At 61.6% G+C, this 13,855-nt stretch carries 9 protein-coding genes, 1 other RNA gene and 1 pseudogene; 7 read left to right on the top strand and 4 right to left on the bottom strand.

The features are described from left to right. Positions 1 to 7 precede the first annotated feature (7 nt). Positions 8 to 3,803, top strand: a pseudogene (gene metH, locus Q7V31_RS13210) (methionine synthase). A gap of 3 nt (positions 3,804 to 3,806) precedes the next feature. Here the strand turns inward: metH and Q7V31_RS13205 are convergent. Beyond that, a complete protein-coding gene (locus tag Q7V31_RS13205; RefSeq protein ID WP_304734985.1) occupies positions 3,807 to 4,151 on the bottom strand; it encodes a helix-turn-helix domain-containing protein in 345 nt (114 codons plus the stop codon). Positions 4,152 to 4,234: 83 nt separating this feature from the next. On the opposite strand from Q7V31_RS13205, the gene Q7V31_RS13200 reads away from it, so the two are divergent. After that, the gene (locus Q7V31_RS13200; RefSeq protein ID WP_304734983.1) at positions 4,235 to 4,789 is read left to right on the top strand and encodes a carboxymuconolactone decarboxylase family protein; all 555 of its coding nucleotides are present in this window, start codon (positions 4,235 to 4,237) and stop codon (positions 4,787 to 4,789) included. Positions 4,790 to 4,886: 97 nt separating this feature from the next. Here the strand turns inward: Q7V31_RS13200 and Q7V31_RS13195 are convergent, their stop codons facing one another. Continuing rightward, positions 4,887 to 5,054, bottom strand: a complete 168-nt coding sequence (locus Q7V31_RS13195) for a hypothetical protein (protein ID WP_304734982.1) — start codon at positions 5,052 to 5,054, stop codon at positions 4,887 to 4,889. Positions 5,055 to 5,235: 181 nt separating this feature from the next. Further along, positions 5,236 to 8,832, bottom strand: coding sequence for a hydantoinase B/oxoprolinase family protein (locus Q7V31_RS13190; RefSeq protein ID WP_304734980.1), 3,597 nt, complete (start codon positions 8,830 to 8,832; stop codon positions 5,236 to 5,238). Positions 8,833 to 8,930: 98 nt separating this feature from the next. On the opposite strand from Q7V31_RS13190, the gene Q7V31_RS13185 reads away from it, so the two are divergent. The 4 genes from Q7V31_RS13185 (at position 8,931) to Q7V31_RS13170 (ending at position 12,334) form a co-directional block, all read left to right on the top strand. Beyond that, entirely contained in the window at positions 8,931 to 9,842 is a 912-nt protein-coding gene (locus Q7V31_RS13185; protein WP_304734979.1) for a hypothetical protein, read from the top strand. 77 nt (positions 9,843 to 9,919) lie between these two features. Further along, on the top strand, positions 9,920 to 10,630 hold the full coding sequence (locus Q7V31_RS13180) for a TerB family tellurite resistance protein (protein ID WP_304734978.1): 711 nt from the start codon (positions 9,920 to 9,922) through the stop codon (positions 10,628 to 10,630). 94 nt (positions 10,631 to 10,724) lie between these two features. Next, positions 10,725 to 11,591: a DMT family transporter gene (locus tag Q7V31_RS13175; protein WP_304734977.1), complete on the top strand. Its 867-nt coding sequence runs from the start codon at positions 10,725 to 10,727 to the stop codon at positions 11,589 to 11,591. Beyond that, the gene (locus Q7V31_RS13170; protein WP_304734975.1) at positions 11,591 to 12,334 is read left to right on the top strand and encodes an N-acetylmuramoyl-L-alanine amidase; all 744 of its coding nucleotides are present in this window, start codon (positions 11,591 to 11,593) and stop codon (positions 12,332 to 12,334) included. The genes Q7V31_RS13175 and Q7V31_RS13170 overlap by 1 nt, the downstream gene beginning before the upstream one ends. On the opposite strand, the gene Q7V31_RS13165 is transcribed toward Q7V31_RS13170, so the two are convergent. Then, a complete protein-coding gene (locus tag Q7V31_RS13165) occupies positions 12,331 to 13,293 on the bottom strand; it encodes a zinc-binding alcohol dehydrogenase family protein (protein WP_304734974.1) in 963 nt (320 codons plus the stop codon). The two genes, Q7V31_RS13170 and Q7V31_RS13165, sit on opposite strands and share 4 nt — an antisense overlap. 104 nt (positions 13,294 to 13,397) lie before the next feature. Between Q7V31_RS13165 and rnpB the strand changes: the two genes are divergently transcribed. Next, positions 13,398 to 13,771: RNase P RNA component class A (gene rnpB / locus Q7V31_RS13160), an RNA gene on the top strand. Positions 13,772 to 13,855: the final 84 nt, after the last annotated feature.

Genomic DNA, 13,855 nt, shown 5'->3' with positions numbered 1-13,855 from the left:
AGGCACCATGACCAGAGACGAACGGATTGCAAAACTGAAGGTGCTCGCGAAGGAGCGCATCCTGGTGCTCGATGGGGCGATGGGAACGATGATCCAGGGCTACAAGCTCACCGAGGCCGATTTCCGTGGCGAGCGGCTGAAGGATCATGCTCATGACGTCAAGGGCGACAACGAGTTGATATCGCTGTCGCAGCCCGACATCCTGCGCGAAATCCACCTGAAGTATTATCGGGCAGGCGCGGACATTGCCGAGACCAACACGTTCAGCGCAACGCGTATCGCGCAGGCGGATTATCACCTCGAGCATCTCGCCTATGAGATGAATGTCGAGAGCGCGCGCATCGCGCGCGAAGCGGCGGATATCGCGGAGAGTGAAACGCCCGGACGTGTCTGCTTCGTCGCCGGCGTGCTCGGACCGACCAATCGGACGGCGTCGATTTCGCCGAAGGTCAGCGATCCGGGCTTTCGCAACGTCTATTTCGATGAGCTCGTGACGGCCTACAAGGAAGCGACCAGGGGTCTCATCGAAGGCGGCGCCGATACCATTCTCGTCGAAACGATTTTCGACACGCTGAACGCCAAGGCGGCGCTTTTCGCAGTCGAGGAAGTTTTCGAGGAACTGGGCTTCGAACTGCCGGTGATGATTTCCGGCACCATTACCGATATGTCCGGACGTCTGCTTTCCGGGCAAACACCGGAAGCCTTCTGGAACTCGGTGCGGCATGTGAAGCCGTTCTCGATCGGGCTCAATTGTGCGCTGGGCGCCAAGGAGATGCGGCCGCACATCGACACGCTGTCACGCATTGCGGACGCCAATGTGAGCGCGCATCCCAATGCCGGCCTGCCGAACGAGATGGGCGAGTATGACCAGGATGCGGCGCAAATGTCGGCGCTGGTCGGCGAGTTCGCGTCGTCCGGCCTCGTCAATATCGTCGGCGGCTGCTGCGGTACCACGCCCGAACATATTGAGGCCATTGCCAAGGCGGTGAAGGGCATTCGGCCGCGCAATATTCCACGGATCGAGCCGCGTTTGCGGCTGTCGGGTCTTGAAGCCTTCACGGCGGCCTGATTTTCGGGCCGCCGTCACTCTCCTTCAAAAAAGTTAGATATTGAATCTCATGACTCAATCGACTGCAAACTTCATCAACATTGGCGAACGGACCAATGTGACGGGATCGGCCAAGTTCAAGAAGCTGATCGTCGAGGACCGCTTCGATGAGGCGCTGGCCGTTGCGCGCCAGCAGGTGGAAAACGGCGCACAGATCATCGACGTCAACATGGACGAGGGGATGCTCGACTCGCAGGCGGCGATGGTGCGATTTCTCAATCTCATCGCGTCCGAGCCCGACATTTCGCGTGTCCCCATCATGATCGACTCGTCCAAGTGGTCGGTCATCGAGGCGGGGCTCAAATGCGTGCAGGGCAAGGCGGTGGTGAATTCCATCAGCCTCAAGGAAGGGGAGAAAGCGTTTCTTGAGCAAGCGCGCAAGGTCAAGCGCTACGGTGCTGCTGCCGTCGTCATGGCTTTCGACGAGGAAGGCCAGGCTGATACCGCCAATCGCAAGTTCGAAATTTGCGAACGTGCCTACAAGTTGCTGACGGAAGTGGCGGGATTTCCGCCCGAGGATATTATTTTCGATCCCAACATCTTCGCGGTTGCAACCGGGATCGATGAACACAACAACTACGCCGTTGAGTTCATCGACGCGACAAGGCGTATTCGGCAGCAGTTGCCTTACGCTCATGTTTCGGGCGGTGTCTCCAACGTTTCTTTCTCCTTTCGAGGAAACGAGCCCGTGCGCGAGGCGATGCACTCGGTGTTTCTCTACCATGCCATCAAGGCGGGCATGGACATGGGCATCGTCAATGCCGGACAGCTTGCCATCTATGACGATATCGAGCCGACCCTGCGCGAGCGCGTTGAGGACGTGATCCTCAATCGGCGGCCGGATGCGACGGAACGGCTGCTGGAGGCAGCGGAACAATACAAGGGCGGTACGGGCAAAAAGCGCGAAGAAGATTTGTCCTGGCGCGAAAAGCCTGTCGGCGAACGGCTCACGCATTCGCTGGTCAAGGGTATCAATGCCTATATCGAGGAAGATGTGGAGGAAGCGCGGCAGCAAGCCGAACGTCCGCTGCATGTCATCGAAGGCCCGCTGATGGATGGCATGAACGTCGTCGGCGATCTCTTCGGTGACGGCAAGATGTTTCTGCCGCAGGTGGTGAAGAGCGCCCGCGTGATGAAGCAGGCGGTCGCCTACCTGATGCCCTTCATGGAGAAGGAAAAAGAGCTGACGGGAGCGACGCAGAAGGAAGCGGCAGCCACCATTTTGATGGCGACCGTCAAGGGCGATGTCCACGATATTGGCAAGAACATCGTCGGCGTCGTGCTCCAATGCAACAATTACGAAGTGATCGATCTCGGCGTCATGGTGCCAGTCGACAAAATCCTTCGGGTCGCGCGTGAAAGGAAAGTCGATATCATCGGTCTTTCCGGCCTCATCACGCCGAGTCTCGACGAAATGTGTCATGTCGCGGCCGAAATGGAGCGCGAAGGCTTCGACATTCCGCTGCTGATCGGCGGGGCGACGACAAGCCGCATTCACACAGCCGTCAAGATCAATCCGAACTATCGGCGTGGTCAGGCAATCTATGTAACCGACGCAAGCCGCGCCGTGGGCGTTGCGTCGAACCTCATTTCGGAAACGTCGCGCGGACAGTTCGTGGCTGACATTCGCGAGGAGTACGCGAAAATGGCGACGGCTCATGCCGGCGCGCGCGAAAAAAAGGATCGGCAGCCGATAGAAGCGGCGCGTGAAAACCGTCTCAAGGTCGAGTGGCCGGGCTACAAGCCGACGCGACCGAGCTTTCTCGGCACGAGAGTGTTTGAGGACTATCCGCTCGAGAAGCTGGTGCCCTATATCGACTGGACGCCTTTTTTTCAGACGTGGGAACTCGCTGGCCAATACCCGCAGATACTGAAAGATGACAAGGTAGGTGAAGCAGCGCGGGGGCTCTTCGACGATGCACAGGCGATGCTGAAGCAGATGGTCGAGGAGAAGTGGGTGAAGGCGGCTGCCGTCATCGGATTCTGGCCGGCGAACCAGGTGGCCGACGATGACATCGAGCTTTATACCGACGATGCGCGCAAGGAGACGCTGGCCATGCTTCACTCGCTGCGCCAGCAGATGAAGCGCAGCTCCGATCGCGCCAACATGGCGCTTGCGGATTTTGTCGCCCCCAAGGACACGGGCATCGAAGACTATGTCGGTGGCTTTGCCGTCACGGCCGGGTTCGGCGAAGATGAGGTCGCGAAGCGCTTCGAGGAAGCGAATGACGACTACAGGGCAATCCTGTCGAAGGCGCTGGCGGACCGACTGGCGGAAGCCTTTGCCGAGCACATGCATGAGCGCGTGCGTCGCGAGTTCTGGGGCTACGCAGCGAAGGAAAAGCTCAGCAACGCCGAGCTGATCGCGGAGAAGTATCAGGGCATTCGTCCGGCGCCGGGCTATCCCGCGCAACCGGATCACACCGAGAAGCGCACGCTCTTCAAGCTGCTCGACGTCGAAGCGAAGATCGGCATGAAACTGACCGAGAGCTGCGCCATGTGGCCGGGTGCGGCGGTGAGCGGGCTTTATTTCAGCCACCCTCAGTCGGAATATTTTGGTGTCGGCAAGATCGGCCACGACCAGGTGGTGGACTACGCCGCGCGCAAGGGCATGGAGCTTGCGGAATGCGAGCGCTGGCTGGCACCAATTCTCAGCTATACGCCGGGGGCGGAGCCGGAAGAGGAAGCTGCCTGACGCTCAGCCGAGCGATTTGACCCATTTTTCGGACCACGCCGTCAGGGGCGCGAGTTGCGTAAGCAGTTCGCGCCCTTGTCGTGTCAGCGCATAGCCCTCGTCGGGCCGCTGTTCGACGATTTTGCTGTCGCGCAATTCGGCTAGGCGCGCATTGAGGACGCTGGGCGAAAGGCCGCCGGAAGCCGCCTGCAGCGCGCGGAAGGTCAACGGGTCGCCCCGTAGTTCCCAGAGGACGCGCAAGACCCAGCGCCGTCCGAGCAGGTCGAGCAGGACCATGACCGGGCGGCCGGTGGTCGAGCCGCGGACGCGGCGGCCGGGACGGGGGGCGGTTTTCGGCGGTTTCGTCATGCTGCCAGATTAACTCTTGCGCTACGAAAAGAGAAGCGACATGTTCTTGCTACTGAAATCGTAGCAAATATGGAGATGGCGCCATGACAGCCCGGATCGAACCTGCCGCAAGGCCTTACGATGACGACATGGAGAAGACGCTTGAGAGGCTGATGCCGCCCGGCGTCGAGCCGCTGGTGCTCTTCCGCACGCTCGCCCGCAATCCGCGCGTCTTCCGGCGCTTCATGGCGGGCGGGTTGCTCGACAAAGGAACGCTCTCGTTGCGCGAGCGCGAAATCGTCATCGATCGCGCCTGCGCGCGTTGCGGCGGCGAGTATGAGTGGGGCGTGCATATTGCGTTCTTCGCCGATCGGGTGGGTTTCGGCCAAGCGGAAATTGCCGCGACGGTCGCCGCTGGCGCCGATTCCGAATGCTGGAATGCGCGCGAGAGGCTGGTCGTCCGGCTTGTCGACCAGCTGCACGATACAAATACTGTCGACGATGAATTGTGGGGTGCGCTCAAGGCAGAATTCAGCGACGAGCAATTGCTGGAACTGATCGTCCTCACGGGACTGTACCACATGGTGTCGTTTGTGGTGAACGCCACGCGGCTGCCGCTTGAGGACTATGCCGCGCGCTTTCCTGAATCTGTCGATTGACCGTCGACAAATGAAGAGGGCGCGCCTTGCGGTCGCGCCCTCCGAACCATCTGGGGGATACGGCATTGACGCCGTAACTGCCTTCGTCCTGTCGAGGTCAGAACAGACCCATCGCCACGGCGCCGACGAAGAAAAACGCAAGCCCGGTAGCGACGTAACCGACTTTCGTTGCAATCATTTCGGCCTCCACTCGTCGTGGGTAGATGCTGACTTTCAGGTAAAATTCGGGCTGTTCGCAAGCGGTTTCGTGGCTGCACCGCAGCATGGAATTTGAGCGTCTGAGCTTTGGTCCCCAAGCGCTTGAATCCATGCATGTAATTCGATGTGGATAAAAACTCGAATTTGTCACGCCTTGGTCATTAATTGAGCCCATTGCGTGCCCTATGCGCGAGTCGTGGCCATTCCGGCGGCGGGCGACCGATATGGACCGGATCAAGCGCCGGTCATCAGACCTGGCCAAACCCGCCGCCGCCCGGTGTCTTCACGATCACAATGTCGCCGGCGTCGAGTTCGGCTTGAGCGGAACCGTCGAGTCGTTCCGTTTTTCCATTGATGCGACGGATGTCGTTCTTGCCCTTTTGCGCATCCTCCCCACCCATCAGACCGAAGGGTGCGACGACGCGGCGGGTCGAGAGGATCGACAGGCTCATCTTTTCTCGGAAGCGGATCGCGCGCACCGCGCCGTCGCCGCCCTTGTGTCTGCCGCCACCGCCGGAGCCGCGGCGGATGCTGAATTCTTCCAGCAACACAGGGAAGCGCCATTCGAGCACCTCCGGGTCGGTCAGCCGCGAATTGGTCATATGCGTCTGCACGGCATCGGCGCCGTCGAAATCGGGGCCCGCGCCTGCGCCGCCGGCGATCGTCTCGTAATATTGATACCGGTCATTGCCGAAAGTCAGGTTGTTCATCGTGCCTTGCGCCGAGGCCATGGCGCCGAAGGCGGCGAAGAGCGCGTCTGTCACCGCCTGGCTCGTCTCGACATTGCCGCCGACGACGGCCGCCGGATAACGGGGCGCGAGCATCGAGCCTTCGGGAATGACGATTTCGATGGGCTTCAGGCAACCCTCGTTCAGTGGAATGTCGTCATTCACCATGCAGCGAAAGACATAGAGCACCGCCGCGCGGGCGACCGCCGACGGCGCATTGAGATTGCTGGCGAGCTCGGCGCTTGTGCCGGTGAAGTCGATCCGCGCGGTGTGGGCCTCTCGGTTCACGCGCACGGCGACGCGAATGACCGAGCCGTCGTCCATTTTCTGCTCGAAGCTTGCGTCCTTCAGCCGACCGATCACGCGGCGCACATTTTCCTCGGCATTGTCCTGCACATGGGTCATGTAGGCCTCGACGACATCGAGACCGAATTCGGCCACCATGCGGCGCAGTTCCCGCGCGCCCTTTTCGCAGGCCGCAATCTGGGCGCGGAGATCGGCAATGTTCTGTTCGGGATTGCGCACCGGATATTTGCCGCTTGTCAGCAGGCGACGCAGCTCCGCCTCGCGCAGGCGGCCGCGCTCGACAATGCAGAAATTGTCGATCAGCACACCTTCCTCTTCGACGTTTCGCGAATGGGCGGGCATCGAACCCGGCGTGATACCGCCGATATCCGCGTGGTGGCCGCGCGCCGCGACATAGAAGAGCCGGGTCTCCTTCGCCGCGTCGTAGACAGGCGCAACGACGGTCACGTCCGGCAGATGCGTCCCGCCATTGTAGGGCGCGTTCAACACGAAAACATCGCCGGGGCCCATATCGGGGTTCTGCTCGATCACGGCGCGCACACTGGCGCCCATCGAGCCCAGATGCACCGGCATATGCGGCGCGTTCGACACCAGGCCGCCCGCGCGGTCGAAGACGGCGCAGGAAAAATCCAGCCGCTCCTTGATGTTGACCGACGAGGCGGTGTTCTGCAGCGCCACGCCCATCTGTTCGGCAATCGACATGAAGCGATTGTTGAAAATCTCGAGCATCACCGGATCGGCGCCGGTGCCGATGGCGGTGCGCGCGGGCAGGGCCTCGACGCGGCGCATGACGATGTGGTCCTTCGCCGTCACTTCGGCGCGCCAGCCGGGCTCGATCACGATCGTCTGGTTCGGCTCGACGATGATGGCGGGGCCGGTCATTTCGTGGCCGGCCGTCAGCGCCGCCCGCATATAGATGTTCGCGTCGCGCCATTCGCCGCCGGTATGGATGCGCCGCCTGTCATGCGGTTCGGGCAGGTCGGTGGTCGTTGCCGCGCTTTCGGTGTCTCGATGGCGTGTGGTCGTATCTTCCGCGGTCACTTCAACCGCTTCCACCACGACCGTCCTGCCCTCGAAGCTGAAGCCGAACTGCGCGCGATGCGCCGCCTCGAAATGCTCGATGGTTGCCAGCCGGTCGCGGGTCGTGAAGTCGGATGGCAGCGTCGTGTCGCTGCCGTCATAACGCAAATGCAGGATTGGTCGGGTCTTCGCGCTTGCAGTGTCGACGCCTTGCGCTGCGAGTTCCGCCAGCGCTTCTTCGGTCAATTCGGCAATCGTGGCATCGAGTTCCGCCGTCAGTTCACCGTCGAAGGGGCGGATCACGGCGCGCGCGCGCGCGGCGGCGATGCGGGCCAGACCGATGCCATAGGCCGACAGCAGGCCCGAGAAGGGGTGAATATGTATGGCGGTCATGCCCAGTGCGTCGGCGACGAGACAGGCATGCTGGCCGCCGGCACCGCCGAAACAGGACAGCGTGTAGGCCGTCACGTCATGGCCGCGCTCCACCGAAATTTTCTTGATGGCGTTGGCCATGTTTTCCACGGCAACGCGGAGAAAGCCTTCGGCCACTTCTTCCGGCGTCCGCCCACCGATGCGCGCAGCAAGTTCGGTAAAGCGTTCGCGCACCATATCGGCGTCCAGTGGCTCATTCTGCGCCGGGCCGAAGATGGGCGGAAAGAGATCGGGCTGCAGCTTCCCCAGCATCACATTGGCATCGGTGACGGCGAGCGGGCCGCCGCGCCGGTAGCAGGCGGGGCCGGGGCTGGCGCCCGCCGAATCCGGGCCAACCTGAAAGCGCCCGTCCTCATAATGGAGGATCGAGCCGCCGCCGGCGGCCACCGTGTGAATGCGCATCATCGGCACGCGCATGCGAACGCCCGCAACCTCGGTCTCGAAACTCCGTTCGTATTCGCCGTCGAAATGCGACACGTCGGTCGAGGTGCCGCCCATGTCGAAACCGATAACGCGGGTGAAGCCTGCTTCCGCTGCCGTTGCCGCCGCGCCGACCACGCCGCCGGCGGGGCCGGACAGGATCGCGTCCTTGCCTTCGAACAAGGCCGCATCGGTCAATGCCCCGGAAGACTGCATGAAGAACAGCCGCGTCTCCTCATCGTCGGCGCCGATCTCGCGGGCCACACCCTCGACATAGCGGCGCAGCAAGGGCGAGAGATAGGCGTCGACAACCGTCGTGTCGCCGCGCGAGACGAATTTGATCAGCGGGCTCGCCTTGTGTCCGACCGAGACTTGCGTGAATCCGGTTTCGCGCGCGATGGCAGCGGCCTCGTTTTCGTGTGCCGGATAGCGGTAGCCATGCATGAAGCAGATTGCCACGGCGCGTATGCCCGCTTCATGTGCCGCGCGTAATTCGGCACGCGTACCATCGCGGTCGAGCGGCATCAGCACCTCGCCCTCGGCGGTGACGCGCTCGCCGACCTCCGCCACGCGCGCGTAGAGAAGTTCGGGCTTTTCGATTTTCAACCGGAAGAGATGCGGCCGGGCCTGATAGCCGATGGCCAGTGCGTCGGCAAAGCCGCGCGTGGTCAGGAAGAGCGTGCGCTCGCCCTTGCGTTCGAGCAGCGCATTGGTCGCGACCGTCGTTCCCATCTTGACGGCGCCGATGCGGCCGGCGGGCAAGCCTGCGCCCGCCGCCACGTCCAGCAGGTCGCGAATGCCCTGAAGGGCCGCATCCGCGTAGTGTTCCGGGTTTTCGGACAGCAGCTTCCGCGCCGTCAGGCGGCCATCCGGCGCCCGCCCGAGGACGTCGGTGAAGGTGCCGCCCCGGTCGATCCAGAAATCCCAGCGGTTGCTCATTCGGCAGCCCAAAAAATGTCGCGGTGAGCAATTTGAAAGTTCATACTCGAATTCATCTTTCGCATTGCGATTGCGATTGAAAAAGGGGAAAACTTTCCATGAGTGACCATACCAGAATTCTGAAGATGGCGGCTTTGTCCGCGGTGCTCGCATTTGCGACTGTTGCGCAAGCGGCTGCCGCCGGATTTCCCGATGGGCCTTCTGCGGTCCATCTCATCGTGGAGCCGGATCAGCAATTGGAACAGACGCTCACCGCTTCCGTCGGCGATGTCGTTTACAGCGACACCCGGATTGCCGCCTATCGCAGGATCATTGTGAATGGCGACATGCGCGGTATCTGCGCCAACGGGATTTGCCACAATGTTCCCGCGGGCGAAGAGTATGTTCCTATTCCATATGGAATGTCGCTCTACTGCACCAAAGGCACATATGCCGAGCGAAAGTCCCTGTTCTCCAAACATCAGGATCACTCCTGCATCAAGCTGACATCGCCGGGCAATGTGACGAACATCGAAATGTTCTCGATCGGCAGCTTCGATGATCAGCTCAGGATCGTGCCGCAGCCCGTCAATATCGGAAATTACCTTCGCCTCAACGATGAGCGGCTCGACAGCTTGCCGGAAGGTATTTCCGGCGGATGGACCCATTTCTTCGAGCCGGTGCAGATCGTCTATCTCGGCGCATCGGAGGGGCGTATCCGCTTCCGAATCGAGTCGCGCACGGACGCCAGCCATGCGCGCGTCATCAGCTATCCCTATCAAGGTGGCCCGGCGAGGCTCCCCATGTCCGGGGTCAATCCAATGGCAAGTGATACCGATTACGAAAAAATATCTTTCGGGGGTACGGATGAAGAGGTGACGGGGGTAACGATGAACGTCGAAACCGCAGACCTGAACGCGATCTCCTACAATCTCAAAGAGGTGACGTTTGTTCGGCAGTTCATGGGATCCACCATCAGTCTGTCGCAAGGAGACACGACAATCTCGCTGCAATACGGAACTCGAAACTGATCAATAGCCTCATTTCCGCAAGGTCATCCGCCGATTTTGCAGGTGCGAGAAGGGAAAAAACGTCCTAATCTCGCCTCATGTCGATTTGGGGAAAAATCGCGGGCGCCGGCGTCGGATTGGCCGTCGGTGGGCCTCTTGGCGCGCTCCTGGGCGCGGTCGCCGGACATATCGTCATCGACCGCGCACTCCAGGACGGCGAAGTCGTGTTCACGATCGCCCTCATCGCGCTCTCGGCCAAGATGGCCAAGGCCGACGGCGAGGTGAGCGACGCCGAAGTGCGGGCTTTCGAGGAAATTTTCCATGTGCCGCCCGGCGAGGCGCGCAATGTCGAGCGTGTCTACCGCATTGCCCAGCAGGATGTTGCCGGTTTCGAGGCCTATGCGGCGCAGGTGGCGCGCATCTATGCCGACAGGCCCGCCGTGCTGGAAGACGTGCTCGATGCGCTCTTCCACATCGCCAAGGCCGACGGTTATGTCCATCCGCAGGAGCTCGAATATCTGCGCACTGTCGCCGATATTTTCGGCTTTTCGGAAATCGAATTCGCGCGCATCCGGGCAAGCCATCTTGGCCACGAAAAGGGCGATCCTTATCTGGTGCTCGGCATCACGCCCGATATTTGCGACGAGGACCTCAAGAAAGCCTATCGCCGCCTCGTGAAGGAAAACCACCCCGACATGCTGATTGCACGCGGCGTACCGAAGGAGCTCGTCGCCATCGCCAACGAGAAGCTTTCGGCGATCAATGTGGCCTATGCGAAAATTGCCCGCTCGCGCGGCATGACGGTCTGATTGGCCCTAGGCGTGCCCGCGCCGTTGAGATAACAACAACCCAAGAAGAAAAAGCCGCCCGGCGACCTCTTTCCGGCCCTGACACGGAACCGCGATGACACCCCTCCATCTGGGCTTCATGGTCCTCATCAACCTCATCTGGGGCTTTGCGCTGATCGCGGCCAAGGTGTCGCTCGACCATTTTCCGCCGCTGCTCTTCGCGGCGCTGCGTTTCACGCTGATCGTGATGGTGCTGTTTCCGTTCCTGAAGGTCCATCGTGGGCGGATGAAGCAGGTCATCATCATCGCGTTGTGTGCGGGCCCGGTCGGCTTCGGCCTGTTCTTTGTCGGTCTTTCTTTGTCGACCGCCTCCGTCGTTGCTGTCACCAGCCAGCTCGGCGTGCCCTTCGCCACCATCATGTCGATCGTCTTTCTGAAGGAACAGGTGCATTGGCGGCGCTGGCTCGGCATCACGCTCTCATTCGCCGGCGTCATGGTGATCAGCTTCGACCCGGCGGTCTTCACCTATATCGATGGACTGCTGTTTGTCGTCGCATCCGCGCTGGTCGGATCCGTCGGCACGATCTACCAGCGTCAGATCAGGAATGTCGGTGTTTTTGAAATGCAGGCCTGGGTGGCGGCGGCGGCCGCACCACTGATGATTGCGGGGTCCCTCGCGCTCGAGCAGGGACAGATGGCGGCGCTTGTCGAAGCCAATTTGATGGAATGGGCGGGGGTTTTCTACGTGGCTTTCGCGTCGAGCCTTGTCGGCCATGCTGGCATCTACTACCTGCTGCAGCGCTATGAAGTGACGCAAACCGCGCCGCTGACTCTGCTGGCGCCGGTCTTCACGGTGTTTTTCGCCGTCACCCTGCTTGGCGAAGTGCTGACGGAGCGTATGCTTGTCGGCGCGCTGATCGCCTTGACGGGCGTTCTGATCGTGTCGATACGCCAGAAGCGGATTGTGGATACCGGGCCCTGATGACACTCCCCTGCGACGAGCGGTCTTCGCCGAACTTCAACGAGCGCCCCGAGGGGCGCGCGGTCGATATTCTGCTGTTGCACTATACCGGTATGGCGAGCGCGCAGGCCGCCCTTGACCGGTTATGCGACCCGGCGGCCAAGGTCTCGGCTCATTATTTCGTGAACGAGGCGGGACGCATCACCCGCATGGTGCCGGAACACCGGCGCGCCTGGCATGCGGGCGTCGGTTGCTGGGCGGGCGAGAACGACATCAACGGTTGTTCGATCGGCATCGAGATCGCAAATGGTGGACACGATTTCGGTTCGCCGCCCTATCCGGATGTGCAGATGGCGGCGGTCGAAGCGCTTTGTCTCGACATTCTTTCGCGCCATCCGATCCCGCCCGCGCGCGTGCTCGGCCATTCGGACATTGCGCCGGGGCGCAAGGCCGATCCCGGCGAGTGGTTCGACTGGGCGCGACTTGCACAGGCGGGCGTGGGGCTGTGGGTCGCGCCGGAACCTGTTGTGGAAGGGCCGTCGTTGTCATTCGGCGACCGTGGCGACACGGTCGCCGAGCTTCAATACATGTTGGCGGGCTATGGCTACGGGCTCGAAGTGCTCGGCCATTACGACGCGACGACGCAAGACGTCGTCACGGCTTTCCAGCGGCATTTCCGGCCTGAGAAGGTCGACGGGGTGGCGGATCTTTCGACCGTCGCCACCCTTCGCCGTCTTGTCGATGCCGCGAAGGCCATCGCTTAGGGGATCAGCGTCACGCGACCGAAGGCCTTGCGGCTTTCGATATATTCGTGTGCGGCCGCGGCGTCCTTCAGCGGGAAGGATTTGTCGAGCACGACCTTCAGTTCGCCCTTCGCGATGTCGCCGATCAGTTTCTGGATGTTGTCGTGGACGCGATCGGTGAAGATTTCGGCACCGAGGAAAACGCCTGACAGCGACTGGTTGCCGCCCATCATCGTCGTCACATCGACGCGCATATCTTCGCGGCCGGCGCGGCCGACCATCGAAATGCGGCCGCGATAGCCGAGCGACAGGATCGACTTCTGCAATGTCGAGCCGCCGACCGGATCGACGACGAGGTCGACGCCTCTGTTGTCTGTGAGGCGCTTTGCTTCGGCGACGAGATCCTGCGTCCGGTAGTTGATGCCGTGGTCCATGCCGTATTGCTTCAGTCCTTCGAGCCGGTCGTCGCTCGACGCCGTTGCGATGACTGTGGCGCCTGCCTTTTTTGCAAGCTGGATCGCGGCGAGGCCGACGGCGCCGGCGCCCGCCTGCACGAGCACCGTTTCTCCGGCCTTCAAGCGACCGAACTCGAAGAGGCAATCATGCGCGGTGCCGAAGGGAACGGGAATGGCGGATGCTGTCTTGATATCCATGTTGTCGGGGATCAGCCATGCCGTGCGCGCGAAGACCGAGCGCAGCTCGGCATGCGAGCCGTGCATGTTGACCGTCGTCACGCGCTGGCCGGTTTTGAGGTGCGTAACTTCCGCGCCGACCTCGATAATCGTTCCGGCCGCCTGATAGCCGACGATATGCGGTACGGTCGCCAGTTCGCCGCCGGCGCGGTTCAGCGTGTCGCCGCCTTCGATGCTGACCGCCTCGACCTTGATGACGATGCCTTGCGGCAGGCATTGCGGATCGGGCACGTCTTCGTATTTCAATACCGAGGGCGGACCGTTTTCGTAATAGACAGCGGCCTTCATCGCGTTCTCCCATGTGTGGATTGTCGTTAGGGGCAATGTCGGCATCGTGCGGGCAATCCGCAAGCGTCTTGACGCGGACGATTTTCAGGCCCATCTCATTCCGGTCAGATGGCCGGATGGCTGCTGCATGAAAATGCAGAGGAAAGTCCGGGCTCCACGGAGACACGGTGCCGGTTAACGGCCGGCGGGGGCGACCCCAGGGAAAGTGCCACAGAAAGCAAACCGCCTCGGCCTTCGGGCCGCGGTAAGGGTGAAAGGGTGCGGTAAGAGCGCACCGCGCGGCCGGTAACGGGCGCGGCACGGCAAACCCCACCGGGAGCAAGACCAAATAGGGGCGGCATTTCAGGCGTTTAGCCTGATAACCCGTTTCCGGGCCGCCGCCCGGGTTGGTTGCTAGAGGCGTCCGGTAACGGGCGTCCCAGATGAATAGTCATCACCCGCAAGGGTACAGAACCCGGCTTACAGGCCATCTGACACCCCCTCTGTCAAAAAACTGTCACGAAACTGTCACAAAGGCGGCGCGGGGCCGCCGTGGTGTCGTGGCACGAGGGAGACCATCGCG

The organism is Parvibaculum sp. (assembly GCF_030651915.1).
Taxonomy (GTDB): domain Bacteria; phylum Pseudomonadota; class Alphaproteobacteria; order Parvibaculales; family Parvibaculaceae; genus Parvibaculum.
This window is presented reverse-complemented; position numbering and strand designations above follow the sequence as displayed.

What these genes read in the sequence shown, in the direction of transcription:
- Q7V31_RS13200 (WP_304734983.1), top strand. Translation starts at nt 4,235, where the DNA reads ATGACAGCCCGGATCGAACCTGCCGCAAGGCCTTACGATGACGACATG.
- Q7V31_RS13175 (WP_304734977.1), top strand. Translation starts at nt 10,725, where the DNA reads ATGACACCCCTCCATCTGGGCTTCATGGTCCTCATCAACCTCATCTGG.
- Q7V31_RS13190 (WP_304734980.1), bottom strand. Translation starts at nt 8,832, where the DNA reads ATGAGCAACCGCTGGGATTTCTGGATCGACCGGGGCGGCACCTTCACC.
- Q7V31_RS13205 (WP_304734985.1), bottom strand. Translation starts at nt 4,151, where the DNA reads ATGACGAAACCGCCGAAAACCGCCCCCCGTCCCGGCCGCCGCGTCCGC.
- Q7V31_RS13185 (WP_304734979.1), top strand. Translation starts at nt 8,931, where the DNA reads ATGAGTGACCATACCAGAATTCTGAAGATGGCGGCTTTGTCCGCGGTG.
- Q7V31_RS13165 (WP_304734974.1), bottom strand. Translation starts at nt 13,293, where the DNA reads ATGAAGGCCGCTGTCTATTACGAAAACGGTCCGCCCTCGGTATTGAAA.
- Q7V31_RS13195 (WP_304734982.1), bottom strand. Translation starts at nt 5,054, where the DNA reads ATGCTGCGGTGCAGCCACGAAACCGCTTGCGAACAGCCCGAATTTTAC.
- Q7V31_RS13180 (WP_304734978.1), top strand. Translation starts at nt 9,920, where the DNA reads ATGTCGATTTGGGGAAAAATCGCGGGCGCCGGCGTCGGATTGGCCGTC.
- Q7V31_RS13170 (WP_304734975.1), top strand. Translation starts at nt 11,591, where the DNA reads ATGACACTCCCCTGCGACGAGCGGTCTTCGCCGAACTTCAACGAGCGC.